Source organism: Chitinimonas sp. BJYL2 (assembly GCF_027257935.1).
GTDB lineage: Bacteria > Pseudomonadota > Gammaproteobacteria > Burkholderiales > Chitinimonadaceae > Chitinimonas.
Genome location: NZ_JANZKW010000004.1, coordinates 120,496 through 134,632, shown reverse-complemented (window position 1 = coordinate 134,632; position 14,137 = coordinate 120,496). Strand labels below are relative to the sequence as shown.

Genomic DNA, 14,137 nt, shown 5'->3' with positions numbered 1-14,137 from the left:
GCAGCTAGAACCCTTATCACGGGCTAACGATCGGGGAGGGTTCTGCCATGCGTATTTCACACAAGTTGGCGCTGGCGTTTGCCGCGCTGGTCGCATTTGTCATCGCCATGGGCGTGGTGGGCGTCGGCTCATTGTCGGCGCTGGATCGTGCGGTGGGCGGTGTCACGCATGATGCACTGCCGGGTGTGCGTTACTCGGGTGCCATTCGTGCCGAGGTCATCGACTTCCGTAACCGCGAAACCCAGTTCCTGATCGCCAAAGATGCCGAAGAGATCAAGGAAGTAGCCGGCCGGCTGGGCAAGAACCTCGATAACCTGAAGAAGTTCGAGGACGAATACGCCAAGGTAGTCAGCTCGGATGAAGAGAAGGCACTGTTCGCCGAGTACCAATCGCAACTGGCCAACTACCAGGCTTCGCACAAGGCATTCCGGCAGGTAGTAGAAGGTGGCGATCGCGATGCGGCCATTGCCTTCTTCCGCAACGAGGGCCGCAAAGCCTTCCGTACCTTCCTGCCCACCGTGGACAAGCTGGTCGAATTCAATATCGAGTCCGCGGCCAAACTCTCCAAGGCCGCAGAAGACGACTACAGCGCTGGCCGTAGCCGCCTGATCGCCATTGTGGTGATGGTGACGCTGCTGGCCGTGGTGCTGTCGTTCTTCATCGTGCGCGGCATTGCCGGGCAGTTGTACCGTCTCTCCGGCACCATCCGCGAAATCCAGCGCGATCTGGATTTCACCCGCCGCGTGGGGGTGGATGGCAACGACGAGGTCTCCGAAACCGCGCGTGCCTTCAATAGTTTGGCCGAAAGCGTGCAAGGGGTGCTCAAGAGCGCAGACCGCACCAGTGGCCAGCTGATCAACATGGTGCAAGACCTTACCGCCTCGGCCCAGCAGGTATCCGATGGCTCGCGCCAGCAAAGCGATGCCGCGAGCAGCATGGCTGCCGCCGTGGAGCAGCTGTCAACCAGTATCAGCCACCTGGCAGATAGCGCCCGCGAAGCGATGACGCACTCGGTGGAAGCCGAGCACCATGCCGAAGACGGCGGCAAGGTCATCGAAAACGCCGTGCGCGAAATGACCGCGATTGCCGTGGTGATCAAAGACGCTGCTGCGGCCATTCAGCAACTGGATCAACGCTCGGCCGAGATCGGCAGCATTGTGCAAGTGATCCGCGAAGTGGCCGACCAGACCAACCTGCTTGCCCTCAACGCCGCTATCGAAGCCGCCCGCGCTGGCGAGCAAGGCCGCGGCTTTGCCGTGGTGGCCGACGAAGTGCGCAAACTGGCCGAACGTACCACCGCCGCCACCAGCGAAATCGCCACCAAGATCGCCGGTATCCAGCAATCTGCCCAGCAATCGGTGGTGACGATGAGCGGTGCCGTGCAGCGTGTTGCCATTGGGGTTGATCTGGCGCAAGCCGCCGGACAAACCGTGGGCACCATCACCAGCGACGCCCATCTGGTGGAAGGTCAGGTACAAACGATCACCAGTGCCCTCAAGGAGCAGGATCAGGCTGGTCACCAGATTGCGGCAGCGGTGGAACAGATTGCCAATATGGTGGAGCGCAACAGCACCGCCGCTGCACAAACCAGTGCGCATGCCAACGAGCTGGCCACGATTGCGGGAGCGATGCGGCAAGAGATTGCGCGGTTCCGGGCTTGATTCATCGCTCAGCCAAAACAGAAGGGCCGCTGAATCAGCGGCCCTTTTTTCTGTGCAGCACGATGCGCCTTACAGCTTGGCGATCGAGACTTCCGTCGCTTTCACAAAGGCAATCACCTCGCTGCCCACTTGCAACTCCAGCTGCTTGAGCGAGCGCGTGGTGATGACCGAGGTGACCACGCCCGAGGGCGTTTGTACATCCACTTCCGAGAGGATGTCGCCTTCGAGGATTTCGGCCACGCGGCCACGGAACTGGTTGCGGGGGTTGATGGAGCTGATCTTGCTCATGATGGTTTCCTTGGTCAGTAGGTGAGGGTCAGATGGCCAGTTGTCGGGCCTGGATGCGTTCGCTGAGCACGTGCTCGCCCAGCAGTGGGGGAATGCGCTCGCCCAGGCTCTGGCTGAACTGCGCCAGTGCCCGCTCGATGCGCTCGTCGAGTTCGGCGTCGAGCTCCACGCCGCCGCCGTCTAGCCAGCGGATCTGTTTGTCGATGGCGTACACGCCCTGCAGGGTTTCTTTCACGTTCAGTGCCGACAACACCGGCTTGAGCGCGTAATCCACCGCCAGCATGTGGGCGGGTGAACCGCCGGTGGCGATGGGCAACACCACCTTGCCGGCCAGTGCGCGCTCGGGCAGCAGATCAAGCAGCAGCTTGAGCGCGCCCGAATACGCAGCCTTGTAAACCGGCGTGCCCACCACCAGCCCGTCAGCCTCGGCCACGGCGGCTTGCAGGGCCTTGATGCTGGGTTGGTCAAACCGCGCCAGTACCAGGTCCTCCGGCGGAAAATCGCGTACATCCAGCGTGCGCACGGTGTAACCGCGTTCGCTCAGCTGTTTGGCGGTATGGGCCAGCAAGGCAGCAGAGCGGGATGTCGCGCTGGGGCTGCCGGCCAGAATGGTGATTTTCATAACTGTCTCCATGTATCCGGGTACTTCGAACGAGCGTCAGCGAGGCTCCCTCGCGGCGGCGAGGGCGGGGGGAGTGGGGTCAATCAGAGAGTGCCGCTGCTGATTGCCCACTGCTTTGTAACGCCCGGGTTTCCCGGGCGCTGCGGCCCCGTTGCCTATACGGACATCGTTCTATGTACCCAAGGCACTCACCAGCGAGTGGTGAAGTTGATGCCGTAGCGGCGCGGCTGGGCAAAGTTGGTGGGGTACACGCCACGCTGATTCACGATCTGCGAAAGCACCTTCTGGCTCTGATCAGTGATGTTGGTGACGTACAGATTGGCCGACCAGCTCTTGTTGGGGCTTTGCAGGCTCACGCGGGCATTGCCGTTCCAGTAAGCCGGGGTTTCCTGGTTCGGGTCGGTTTGCACCGTAGCGTTGTGGAAGATGTGGCTGCGGTACGACCAGTCGCTACCCAGCGTGAGCTGGTAGCCGCCTGCCAGCGGTACGCGGTAATCCACATCCAGCCGGTACGACACTTTGGGTGTGCGGTAGAACTCGTTGCCGCTGGCGTCCAGCGTGGTCGGGCCTACCTTGTAGATGAAGTTGGTGTATTCCGAGCGCAGCAGGCCCAGCGCATTGCTCACGCGCAGGCGATCAGTAATCTGCGTGTCCAGCTCCAGCTCAAAGCCCTTGATATTGCCGTCCGAGCTGCCGGCGGCGCTGGTTGTGGTGGTGCCGGGCACCTGCTGCTGGATGTTCAGTTGCAGGTCTTTGATGTCGTAGTAGAACAGCGCGGCGTTGGCGGTGACCTTGCCATCGAGCCAGCTCGATTTGATGCCCAGCTCGTAATCGGTGAGCGTTTCGGGCTGGGTTTCGATGATGGCGCCGTTGACGATGGACTGATTGAAACCGCCCGAGCGGAAACCCGTCGCTACGCGGCCAAAGGCCAGCAAGGTAGGCGATACGCGGTGTTCCTGCGTCAGATCCCAGGTGAACTTGTTGGCCTTGTTGGCCTTGAACAGCGTGAGCGGCGCAACAATGCCCGTACCCGTAGTGCCACCGGCCTGCCACCAGGCGTTGGCGATGGGGAAATCCACGATGCCCTTGTTGGCGGCGGTATCGGTGGCCGTCAGCGTGGTTTCGGTGATGTCCTTCTTCTCATTGGTCTGGCGCAGGCCCAGCGTGGTGGCGTTCTTCGCGTCGATATTGAAACGGAAGTTGCCGAATACCGCCGTGCTTTGCGAGTTTTGCAGCCACGAGCTGCTGGTGTACTGCTCGGTCGTGGTGCCGGCCGCAAAGCGCGCGGTCTGGCCGTAGTTGTCGGCACGCTGGTCAAAGCGGTAAGCACCCAGAATCCAGCTCAGGCGGCCGGTAGCCGGCGAGGTGAGGCGCAGCTCGTGTGTGGTCTGACTGAAGCTGGTGGTGGTGAGCGTGCTGTTGCGGTCGATCACCGTGTTGGCGGGCACGCCTACGCTGCTGTAGGCATCGCTATCGCCATAATCACGCGCGCTGATCGCGGTGAGGGTGTTGGCGCCCAGCTTGAAGTTAAGCTTGATCGTGCCGCCGTGGTTCTGCTGTTCGTTGTTCCCTTCGCCCGCCCAGAAATCGCTGGTGGTGCTGGGGTTGGCGCCATAAGGCGGAATGTAGCTGCCGCCGCCTTGCTTGATGGCACCGTCAGCATTAGGCGTGGTGACATTGTTCACGCTGGTGGCACCCACCAGATAACCGGGCAGGTTGCCGCCATCGCGCTGGCGGGTGCGCAGGCTCACCAGCAAATCTGCGCCATTGCCCAGATTGGCCAGCAACTGCACGCGGGCCGCAAAGTCTTCGAGCTTGGGGCCGTAATCGTCATTCACCACATTGCGCGCCCAGCCATCGAGCTTTTCGTAGCTCACCGAGCCGCGCACGGCCACGGTTTCGCTGACCAGCTCGCTATTGCCCGCGGCCTCCAGATTACGCGTGCCGTAGTTGCCCGCACCCACGCGGAAGTAGCCTTCCTTGTTGAACTGCGGCTTGCGGCTGATGTAGTGAATCGCGCCGCCCGTATTGTTCTTGCCCCACAAGGTGCCTTGCGGGCCGCGCAGCACTTCCACACGCTCCAGATCAAACACGGGGAAGTTCTGGTTGGTTTGCAGGCCGATCACCACCTCATCCACGTAAATGCCCAGCGGGCCTTCCTGGTTGTTGTTCGGGTCGTTGGTACCAATGCCACGCAAGAACCAGCGCGGCTTGGCCGAGCGCCCGCCCGTGGCCTGGCCCGACAGGTTCGGTGCCAGCCGTTCTACATCGGCCGACGACACAATCTGTTTGTCGCGCACCGCATCACCGCTGATGGCGGTGATGGGCACGGGAACATCCTGCAGCTTTTGGCTGCGACGTTGAGCGGTCACCACCACGCTGCCCAGATCGCTCACTTCGGCTTGTGCGCCGGTTTGGGATTCGGCCGTGGTGGCTTCGGTGGCGGCATCGGCCGCGGGGGTATCGGCATAGGCCGAAGGCGTGAGCGACAAAGCACCCAGTGCAATGATCACAGCGCGGGAAAGAGGAGAAAGCGGGAAAGCCATTTAGAACTCCGGATTAATTTTAACGGTACGCAAAATTCTCCTTGGTTCTATAGCAGCCGGCGTGCCAGCCCCGGCTTCATAGCGCTTGGGTATGAAAGCCGCACAGGTTTTCCACTTTGATTACAAGTGCTTAGCGCGCCTTGGCAGGCTGCCAACGTGCCCAGAGGCAGGACCGGAACAACGCCGCCACCTGTCCCGAAAAACACAGCCCCAACACCTGGCATGCTGAAAAGCCAGCAAGCCGCCTGCGCTGCGGGCTAGCGGGCTGCATAGGGTGGCTGCTCAATATATTCAATCAAATCAGTGCCTTGTGTGCCGCAGACAAAGCCGGCGCCCAATTGGCACAACCCATGCTGAAAGAGGCTTGGCAGAAGCCGGTTCACCCGTGGCCGTGCTTCTTGATCTTCGCCAATCCCGCCAACGCCGTTTCCAAGCTAAATGGAGTAACGCATGACTACCCAGCAAGCCGCCAACCAACAGGCCGTCAACGAAATCTGGTACACCCGCTGCCCCGTGCCCACCCCGCTGGGCCTCGCTGCCCAACTGGGCTGGTTCCGCGAAGAGTTCGCCCCCGAGCAAATCGCCATCCAGACTCTGCAAGAAACCAACGACCCGGCCCTGCGCGAATCGCACTACGACCACCACCTGCAAAACTCCTTCCGCCAGGGCGGCAACGTGCCCGCCATCTGGGCCAAGTCGCGCGGTGCCGATACGGTGGTGATCGGCCTGAACTGGATCGATGAATTCCAGGGCATCCTCAGTCTGCCGAATTCGGGCATCAAAACCCCGGCCGACCTCAAGGGCAAACGCCTGGGCCTGCCCGTGCACCACAACAGTATCGATCACGGCCGTGCCGGTGCCGAACGCGGCTTTGCCGTTACCCTGCAAGTCGGCGGGCTCACCGAGGCCGATGCCACCTTTGTGAACATCGACGCCGGCCAACCGGGCCTGCCGGCCTCCACCGGCGGCGGTGGCCGTCGCGGTGGCGGTTACAACGCCGTGATCGAAGCGCTGCAACGTGGCGACGTGGATGCCGTGTTCGTTAAAGGCGCCCGTGGCCTCGAAACCCACCACACCAGCGGCACCCACCTGGTCTACGACATCCGCCAGCACCCCGATCCGGCCGTGCGCGCGAACAACGGCGCCCCGCGCCCCATCACCGTCGACCGCGCCCTGCTGGAAAAGCGCCCCGATCTGGTCAAGCGCTTCCTCAACCGCATCGTCGATATCGCCGACTGGTCCGCCGCCCACCCGGCCGAAACCATCGCCTTCATCGCCAGCGAATCAGGCAGCACCGACGAATGGGTCCGCGCCGCCTACGGCCGCGACGCCCATCTGCACCAAGGCACCACCTTGGATGCCTGGGCGATTGATGCACTGAGCAACTACAAGGACTTCCTGCTGGCCCACGGCTACATCCCGGCAGACTTTGATGTGCGTGCGTGGATTGATCCGCAGCCGCTGGCCGAGGTGCTGGCGGAGCGGAGGAAGTTGGCGGCTTGATGGTTGTTGCTTGTGGATGTGAAGAAGCCCACCCTTTGCGGGGTGGGCTTTTTTTATTGCTGCTAGATTTGTGGGTGTGTTTCACCCATTTGGGTGATGCGGCGGTTGGTGTGCAGCGGATACTCTGCGAGGCATATCTGGTTACAGACACGTTAGGCATTCGAGATGCAGGCAAAGCACAGAGCGTATGCATTCTTTTTTAATGCAAATCACCCAGAGCTGGGTGTTTTTTACGGTCCTCCATGCACGTCGAAGATTGTTTCGTCGGCCCAACACCGTGACTTGGGAATAAAGAGTCAAGTTTTACGCGGCGATTTATTGCCGCACTTGATGGCCTATAAAATCAGCTCAGTATCTACAGAAGTTTCTCCTGTTAAAAATTCCAGGTTTATTAGCCAAAGCATGTCTGCGGACATGGGACTGTACAAGCTAATACTATGTGACTTTGCAGAGTCATTGAGCGATGACTGGCATACCGTTAACACCATAGAATTTCCATTTGAACTAGCAAGAAAGTCTATATGGACTATTGTTCTTCCTTCCATAACGCAAGAAGCCGCCGAGGCAATCGACAACCAAACAAAATCGTTTAGCCCTTATCTTGGCGCCACCCGGATAGATACGGGCAACCCAATACACATAAAGCTTTTTTCATTAATTGATGGCGCATATATTGAAGACGGCAATTTGTATTGCAGGAGTGATTATGATCGCGAGGTAGGCAAATCCATTGCAGACTCATATGGTGCCAACTCCAAGCCGATACTAGTTGATCCAGAAGTATTCCATGCGAACTCACCTCCATCACTAAAAATGAGCCAACCATCTAAACGGGGGCTATTATCCGCATCTCGATTAGAAGGCAAGTCAAAACTAGACCACCGGCAGCAACTAGCCGTCGCGATTCTAGATTACTTGCAAAAAAATCCAGATGTCGAAGGGGTAGAATTCTATGCAGGAGAGAACGCTGAAAAATTGGATTTTCAATGCGATGAAAATAAAGTTAGAAATTATCTTCTCAATCCAGAGCACCCCGATGGCGCCCCCAAAGCAAAATTTTTTACAGAGTCTCTGGGTATCACACGAAATGACTGGAAGTATCTATCTGATCAAATATCGGGGGCCATGTCCAAGGCCTTAATATTTCGCGTAAAAAACAGTAATTTCGGAATAAATTATGGTGCTCTTATAGAGATCCGGGGTCGTAATGATCGAACGGCGATAATCCAAACAGGTTGGATGGTTAAAAGTGGAGAGCCTCCACGACTTGTGACAGCGTATCCTCACTCAGAGCCTGTTGATGCAGATCTTGAGGCGCCACTACAAAACATCGCACCCCCAGAATTAATTGGTGATGCCAAGTGGGCCGATATATATCGTAGAGCGCATGAGGCAGGAGAGAAAGCAGCACATTTATGCACTCCAATACCTATGACTCTAAGTGACAGTCCGCCAATATTCGCAGGCATGTGTGGTTTCGCTTGGGTTATTGTTTCAGACACTAGGCATGGTATGGCGAAGTGGCTGAAGGACAATGGGATAGGCCGGAAAAATTATAAATCCGGATGGGCTGTGCCCGCCCGACCGACACCAAGCAAGGATGACGATTGGGATATACAATCTATCGAGCCTAAAAAAGCGTACGCTGAAGCTTTTGGTAAAGTCCTCTTAGATAATGGTATCGAATGTAAAGTCGATAGTAGGTTGGACTAAATGCCTAAATTTTCAGTCAACCTGACCGCCCAAAGCTGCGCTTTGGGTTCCCTCCATGCTTACGGCATTCCGGCGGCAGGTTGCTTCCAACGTTAGGCATAATCTGCAAGTCTCGAATTGATTTTCTCGAGTTTGCAGATTATGCGTTGTCAGACGGCAATAGCCTCATCTTTGGCAAGGACGCTCGCGTGCTGATTCCCCGGCGTCCGCAACCCCAAATTCTCCCGATAAGTCTTACCCGTATATTCCTTGCGGAACAAACCACGACGCTGCAGCTCCGGTACGACTAGCGTCACAAAATCCTCAAAGCCACTGGGCAGCAACGGCGGCACCACATTGAAGCCATCGGCCGCATGGCCTTCGAACCATTCCTGGATGGTATCGGCCACCTCGGTGGGCGAGCCCACGACCTGGATATGCCCCTTGGCCACGCTGAAGCGCAGTGCCAGTTGGCGGATGGTGAGGTTTTCGCGGCGGGCCAGCTCGATCAGTTGCTGGGTGCGGCCGACGCCGTTGTCGCTCTTGCCCAAATAGGGCGTCAGGTCGGCCGGTAGCGGCTCGTCGAGCGGCAGGCCGCTCACGTCCAGGCCCATTAGCTGCACGCCACGGCTGAAATCCACCGCGTTTTGCAGTTCTTCGAAAATCTCGCGCGCTTCCTGCGCGCTTTCGCGCACCACTACCGAGAGGCCGGGGGTGACGAACAGTTCATCCGGGTCGCGGCCGAACTTGGCCATGCGGCTTTTCACATCGCGATAGTAGGCCTGGCCCACGTCGATGCTTTGTGCCGAGCAATAGGTCATTTCGGCGTGTTCGGCGCAGAACTCCTTGCCTTGTTCCGAGTTGCCGGCCTGCACGATCACCGGGTAACCCTGGATCGGGCGGGCCACATCCAGCAGGCCCTCGGCGTGGAAGTAGTCGCCCTGGTGTTGCACCGGGTGCGCGTGGCGCGGATCAAAGAACTGGCCGGTCTGGCGGTTGGGGTGATCAAACGCTTCGTCGTCCCAGCTATCCCATAGCTGCTTGCTCAGCGTGAGGAACTCGGCCGCGCGGCCGTAGCGTTCCTCGCGCGATGGGGTGGGCAGGCCAAAGTTCTTGCCGGTGCTGGGGTTGAACGAGGACACCACATTCCAGCCCGCGCGGCCGCCGCTGATATGGTCGAGCGAGGCAAACTGCCGCGCCACGTTGTACGGATGGGTGAAGTTGGTGTTCACCGTGGCCACCAGGCCGATGTGGCGGGTTTGGGTAGCAATGGCGGAGAGCAGCGTGAACGGCTCGAACTGGAAGCTGATGCCGGCGCGGCTGCTGCCGGCCAGGCCATCGCCGCTGCGGCCGATAAAGTCGGCCAGGAAGAAGGTATCGAATTTCCCTTGTTCGGCCAGCTGCGCCATGCGGATCCAGTAAGCCGCATCGGGGCGGCCGCTATCGCGCTGGCTGGCGTGACGCCAGGCGGCCGGGTGGTGGCCAAAGCGCATGAAGAAGGCATTGAGGGCGAGTTGTCGGCGGCGTTGGCTCATGGTGCGGGTTCCGGTTGGTGGCATCGCTAAGTGGATGCAATGGCCCGGTGTTTTGCAGATTCCATGCCACGCGCTCCCGCAGCCATCAACCCTTGCTGCCACGGGGTTTGGCGTGGACGGGCCCCGGCCCGGGATGCTGAAAACCCAGCAGCCCGCGCAGCAAGGTGTTGGCGTTTCCAGCATCGATTGAGCGATCAAACCGCACCGCCGCCGCGCGGTTGGCATGCACCGACGCTGCTGCCACAAGGGTTTGCGCAGCCTCTTGTTGCCCACCGACTCGGACGGCACGGATTCTGCAAAGTCTGGCTCACCACACAGCAAGCCTTGATGGCTGGGAGTGACCATGTCTTTGCAATTTTTCTGGCAGGTGCCAACGGCGGGCGATGTACGGCCGGGCACCAGCGCCATTGTTCGCCGTGGCGAGCGCGATGCCGGTGCGCCATCGCCGCTGGGTAAAGGCGTCAGCGACCCGCGCGGCGAGCGGTTCAACCATTTTGATTACCTGCACCAGGTGGCCCGCGCGGCCGAGCTGGCCGGGTTTGACGGCATCCAGATTCCGCATGATCCCGCCGGGGAAGAGAGCTGGATCGTGACCGGCTATCTGGCGCGCGATACCCGCAAGCTCACGCTGCTCACCGAGTTTGAAGCCGCGTGGGGCTCGCCCGTGTATGCAGCCAAAAACGCCGCCACCCTGCAGCGTTACACCGGCCAGCGCATTGCCTGGCAGATCAGTGCCGGGGGCGATGCCGCCAGCCGCCGCCAGCAGGCCGACCCGGTGCCGCAAGACAAACTCACTGCGCGGCTCGATGAGTTTGTCACCGTGGCGCGGGGTGTGGCGACGCAATCGCCATTCAACTTCAAGGGCGAGTTTTACGAAGTGCTCGAAGGCGGCTTCAAAGGCCCGCTGGCGCGTGTGACCGCGCCGCCGGTGTTTTTGTCGGGCGTGGATGAAGCCGCCTTGGCGCTATCGGCCCGACAGGCCGATGTGCATGTATTCCCCGCGCTGCCACTGCGCGAACTGGCCGCCACCGATGGCCCGCTGCCGCGTCTGCGTGCCTTGGCCAAGGCGCAAGGCCGCGAGGTGGCCATTGGCCTGCGTATCGATGTGCTGGCGCGCGATAGCAGCAACGAGGCCCTGCACGACGCGCGCCGCTTCTGGGCGCAAAGCGGCCACACGCCGGGTAGCGACCCGTTCCGCGACGCCAACTTCTGGGCGGGTCTCACCACTGCGCACACAGGCGCCGCTGCGGCCTTGGTAGGCAGCCATCAGGAAGTGGTGCGCCGCCTCACTGAGTTTGCCGAGGCCGGCGTCACCCACTTCATCCTCGCTGGCGTGCCGCGTTTTGAAGAGGCGTACCAGGTGGGGGCACATGTGCTGCCGGTTCTGCGTCAGCAATTCCAGCTACCCCACGGCCGCACCCAAGGTGCCCAGCCACAGCCGAACAAATCCTTGGAGTCTGCTCATGAGCATTGATGTTTTCTGGCGCTTGCCCACCCACGGCGAACCTGCCTCGCACCGCCGCCGCACGCCGCATCGTGGCGACTGGTTTCCCGGTAACGATGCCCGCGTGCAAGCCGGGCTGGCCGGGGGTGATGACGATTACCGTTACGTGGATTACCTGGCCGAGATTGCCCGCGCTGCCGAGATTGCGGGTTTTCAGGGCGGTTTGATTCCCTCGTTCCCGATGACGGACGAGCCCTGGGCCATTTCGTCGGTGCTGGCGCGGGAGACGCGCACCTTCCGCTTCATGATCCCGTTCCAGCCTGGCTTCCTGAACCCGGTGCTGGCCGCGCGCAAGACTGCCAGCCTGCAACGCGCCACGGGTGGCCGGGCGCTGTACAACATCATCACCGGGGGCGGTGGCCCGGCCCAGCTATGGTGGGGCGATGTGGCTCCGCATGATGATCGCTATGCACGCACCACCGAGTTTCTGGACGTGGTGCGCGGCGTGTGGTCGGGCGGGCCGTTCAGTTACAACGGCCGGTTTTATCAGGTGGAAGAGGCCGGCCTGCCTTACCCGCTCAATCAGGAAGATTTCCCGGAGATTTACTTCTCCGGCTCGTCCGATGCGGCGCTGCAATCGGCATCCAAGCATGCCGATTACTACCTGACCTGGCTCGAACCGTTTGCCCAGCTGCGCGACAAGTTCGCCCGCGTGCGCGAACGCACGGCGGCACAGGGCCGGCGCATCCAGTGTGCGGTGCGCGTGGACATCATCGCCCGGCCTACCGAGGCCGAAGCCTGGGCCGAAGTGGAGCACGGCTTCAACCAGGTCAGCCGCGAAGCGCTGGCGCGCTTTCTGGGGCAGGGTGAGGGCGATTCGGTCGGCGCAGCCCGCCAACGCGCCGGCCGCCCGACCACGGTGAACAGCTACCGCGATCTGATCACCGAACCCAATGTGTGGTCGGGCTTCAACCTGCTGCGCGGCGGGCAGACGCAAGGCATTGTGGGCAGCTACCAGCAAGTCGCCGAGCGGCTGGACGACTTGGTACAACTGGGCGCCGATGCCTTCATCCTCGCCAGCACACCGCATCTGGAAGAGGCCTACCGTGTGGGTGAGGAAGTGCTGCCGCTGGTGCGCGGCAAGCATCAGCCTGCGCTGCAACTGGCACGTGCCTAGTGAGCCGGGAGGGGTGCCATGCTGGAGTTCGGGTTGCTCGCGAGTACGCTGCTTCCTGCGACGGAGGGTGACTGGGCGGTCGCCATCCTGACGCGCGCCCGCCAGCGCAAAGGATCTGCTGGCGTGGCGTCCGGGGCGGGTTGCTTGGGCGCGGATGAGGCAAGGCGACTTGCGGCTGCCGGCATTGCGGTGCTTTGCAATGCGGCATTGGGCAACGCCCCTGTGTGGCTGGCCGCCTGCGGGACGCCGGTGGGTTCCGCAGGCGGCCAGCCCTGTACGCTACCCCGGCGCCAACTCAGCGATATCAAGCGGCGATTCTCCCGCCAGGAAGTGTTATTGCTGGCGGGAGATGACTTGCGGCACCTGGCTTGGTTGGCCCGTGCATTGGGAGAGAGCGGCTATGAGTCGGTATTTGTGGTGGACGACGCGCTGCCCTAGCGGCGCTAGCGCTGTCGCCACCACCAGCCAGCCCACAAACCCAATCCCGCAAACAACAGGAACACCCAGCCCGATACCGCGGCCGCCATGATGCCGGAGAGCAGCGTACCCACGGTGCAGCCCAGTGCCAGCATGCCGCCCCAGCCCATCAGCACGCCACCAAAGAACAGTCGTGGTAGATCACGCAGTGCAGGCAGGGTTGGTTTGAAATCGCCAGCGGGCAGGGCAGCCGCCCACGCGCCGGCAATGAGCGCGACCACGAACACGCCGTTACGCGACAACAGCGTTTCCTTGATGACGGTGGCGCAACCCCTGAAACCATCCAGACCTTCCAGGCGTTCCGGGAAGCCCGGTAAAACACTGCCCAAGGTGCGGGCCACGCTGCCGATTTCTGCCGTTACGCCTAATGGTGCGAGCCGCAAGAAAGCCAGCGTACCCAGCATCGCGATCAGGATGCCGCCCACATAGGTTGGCCAGCGAGTGGCAAAGATGGCGACGGCGAGAGATGTCGGCGTCTGGCTGCTGGATGGCTTACCCGTCCTTGTCAGCAGCCAGGCCAGCAATCCAAGCAGACCCAGCTGCAGTAGCAACGAGCCGCCATAACCCAGATGCGCAGGCAGCCAGAGTATGGGTGCGGACTGGATTTGCCACAGGTACAGCGGGTTCCAGCTCAGGAATCCGCCCACAAACCCCGCCAGCACGCCCGCGAGCGAGACCAAACCACCCGTGTGGCCTTCGCCCAACCGGTAGAGCAGGGCACTCACGCAGGAGCCGGCCAGCGCCATACCCAAGCCGAAAGCCAGTGCACCTGCGGCGAGCACGATGCTCACCGGCCCGATATGGGCGCCGGGTGGCAAGCGGCCCGGTGCGGCCTCGGGCAAGAAGGCGCCAAAGATCGCGTGATAGCCGAGCGTACCCACAGCCAATGCGGCAATCACGCCCAGCAGGCCATCGATGCGGCGCTCGGCCAGAAAATCGCGGCTGATGCAGTAAAAGCAGAAGCGGCTGCGCTGGAGCACGACGCCGAATACAAGCCCGAACAGCAGTGACAAGGAAAGACCGGGGTCCTGCTCGGCTCGGCGACCGAGCCACCAGGCAGAGACCAGTGCAGCCATCAGCAGCGTGGCGGAGAGCAACCATGGCCAGCGCTTGGCTGGCCATGCGGCGAGGCTGGAGGAAACGGGCAGGGTGGTGGACATGGTATGGCCTGCAACAAGCATGAATCATCAAC

The 14,137-nt window shown here is 61.1% G+C and carries 11 protein-coding genes; 6 read left to right on the top strand and 5 right to left on the bottom strand.

Features of this window, described 5'->3' with window-relative positions; translation table 11 throughout:
- Positions 1–47: 47 nt before the first annotated feature.
- Entirely contained in the window at positions 48–1,661 is a 1,614-nt protein-coding gene (locus tag O9X62_RS12670; protein WP_269533256.1) for a methyl-accepting chemotaxis protein, read from the top strand.
- A 69-nt stretch (positions 1,662–1,730) separates the two neighbouring features.
- On the opposite strand, the gene O9X62_RS12665 is transcribed toward O9X62_RS12670, so the two are convergent.
- The 3 genes from O9X62_RS12665 to O9X62_RS12655 form a co-directional block, all read right to left on the bottom strand.
- Positions 1,731–1,949: a molybdopterin-binding protein gene (locus O9X62_RS12665; protein WP_269533254.1), complete on the bottom strand. Its 219-nt coding sequence runs from the start codon at positions 1,947–1,949 to the stop codon at positions 1,731–1,733.
- Between the two features lie 28 nt (positions 1,950–1,977).
- Positions 1,978–2,571 (bottom strand): NADPH-dependent FMN reductase, encoded by a 594-nt coding sequence (gene ssuE, locus O9X62_RS12660; RefSeq protein WP_269533253.1) that lies wholly within the window; start codon positions 2,569–2,571, stop codon positions 1,978–1,980.
- Positions 2,572–2,759: 188 nt separating this feature from the next.
- Positions 2,760–5,117: a TonB-dependent receptor gene (locus O9X62_RS12655; RefSeq protein ID WP_269533252.1), complete on the bottom strand. Its 2,358-nt coding sequence runs from the start codon at positions 5,115–5,117 to the stop codon at positions 2,760–2,762.
- A gap of 450 nt (positions 5,118–5,567) precedes the next feature.
- On the opposite strand from O9X62_RS12655, the gene O9X62_RS12650 reads away from it, so the two are divergent.
- Together O9X62_RS12650 and O9X62_RS12645 are read left to right on the top strand one after the other, a co-directional pair.
- A complete protein-coding gene (locus O9X62_RS12650; RefSeq protein ID WP_269533251.1) occupies positions 5,568–6,620 on the top strand; it encodes an ABC transporter substrate-binding protein in 1,053 nt (350 codons plus the stop codon).
- Positions 6,621–6,785: 165 nt separating this feature from the next.
- On the top strand, positions 6,786–8,333 hold the full coding sequence (locus tag O9X62_RS12645; RefSeq protein WP_269533250.1) for a DUF6883 domain-containing protein: 1,548 nt from the start codon (positions 6,786–6,788) through the stop codon (positions 8,331–8,333).
- A gap of 149 nt (positions 8,334–8,482) precedes the next feature.
- Here O9X62_RS12645 and O9X62_RS12640 read toward each other — a convergent pair whose 3' ends face one another.
- Positions 8,483–9,847, bottom strand: coding sequence for an LLM class flavin-dependent oxidoreductase (locus O9X62_RS12640; RefSeq protein WP_269533249.1), 1,365 nt, complete (start codon positions 9,845–9,847; stop codon positions 8,483–8,485).
- 343 nt (positions 9,848–10,190) lie between these two features.
- Between O9X62_RS12640 and O9X62_RS12635 the strand changes: the two genes are divergently transcribed.
- From O9X62_RS12635 to O9X62_RS12625, 3 genes are read left to right on the top strand one after another with little or no spacing between them, the layout of a single operon-like run.
- A complete protein-coding gene (locus tag O9X62_RS12635) occupies positions 10,191–11,321 on the top strand; it encodes an LLM class flavin-dependent oxidoreductase (protein WP_269533248.1) in 1,131 nt (376 codons plus the stop codon).
- A complete protein-coding gene (locus O9X62_RS12630) occupies positions 11,311–12,468 on the top strand; it encodes an LLM class flavin-dependent oxidoreductase (protein WP_269533247.1) in 1,158 nt (385 codons plus the stop codon). Before O9X62_RS12635 ends, O9X62_RS12630 begins: the two co-directional genes overlap by 11 nt.
- A gap of 18 nt (positions 12,469–12,486) precedes the next feature.
- Positions 12,487–12,906 carry a hypothetical protein gene (locus tag O9X62_RS12625; protein WP_269533246.1) on the top strand — a complete coding sequence of 140 codons (420 nt, stop codon included), beginning with the start codon at positions 12,487–12,489 and terminating at the stop codon, positions 12,904–12,906.
- A 5-nt stretch (positions 12,907–12,911) separates the two neighbouring features.
- Here the strand turns inward: O9X62_RS12625 and O9X62_RS12620 are convergent, their stop codons facing one another.
- Entirely contained in the window at positions 12,912–14,105 is a 1,194-nt protein-coding gene (locus O9X62_RS12620) for a YeeE/YedE family protein (RefSeq protein WP_269533245.1), read from the bottom strand.
- Positions 14,106–14,137 lie beyond the last annotated feature (32 nt).

Bases quoted from the DNA above. Each gene is read 5' to 3' on its own strand.
- O9X62_RS12625 (WP_269533246.1), top strand. From the start codon at position 12,487: ATGCTGGAGTTCGGGTTGCTCGCGAGTACGCTGCTTCCTGCGACGGAG.
- O9X62_RS12635 (WP_269533248.1), top strand. From the start codon at position 10,191: ATGTCTTTGCAATTTTTCTGGCAGGTGCCAACGGCGGGCGATGTACGG.
- O9X62_RS12630 (WP_269533247.1), top strand. From the start codon at position 11,311: ATGAGCATTGATGTTTTCTGGCGCTTGCCCACCCACGGCGAACCTGCC.
- O9X62_RS12645 (WP_269533250.1), top strand. From the start codon at position 6,786: ATGCAGGCAAAGCACAGAGCGTATGCATTCTTTTTTAATGCAAATCAC.
- O9X62_RS12665 (WP_269533254.1), bottom strand. From the start codon at position 1,949: ATGAGCAAGATCAGCTCCATCAACCCCCGCAACCAGTTCCGTGGCCGC.
- O9X62_RS12640 (WP_269533249.1), bottom strand. From the start codon at position 9,847: ATGAGCCAACGCCGCCGACAACTCGCCCTCAATGCCTTCTTCATGCGC.
- O9X62_RS12670 (WP_269533256.1), top strand. From the start codon at position 48: ATGCGTATTTCACACAAGTTGGCGCTGGCGTTTGCCGCGCTGGTCGCA.
- O9X62_RS12650 (WP_269533251.1), top strand. From the start codon at position 5,568: ATGACTACCCAGCAAGCCGCCAACCAACAGGCCGTCAACGAAATCTGG.
- O9X62_RS12655 (WP_269533252.1), bottom strand. From the start codon at position 5,117: ATGGCTTTCCCGCTTTCTCCTCTTTCCCGCGCTGTGATCATTGCACTG.
- ssuE (WP_269533253.1), bottom strand. From the start codon at position 2,571: ATGAAAATCACCATTCTGGCCGGCAGCCCCAGCGCGACATCCCGCTCT.
- O9X62_RS12620 (WP_269533245.1), bottom strand. From the start codon at position 14,105: ATGTCCACCACCCTGCCCGTTTCCTCCAGCCTCGCCGCATGGCCAGCC.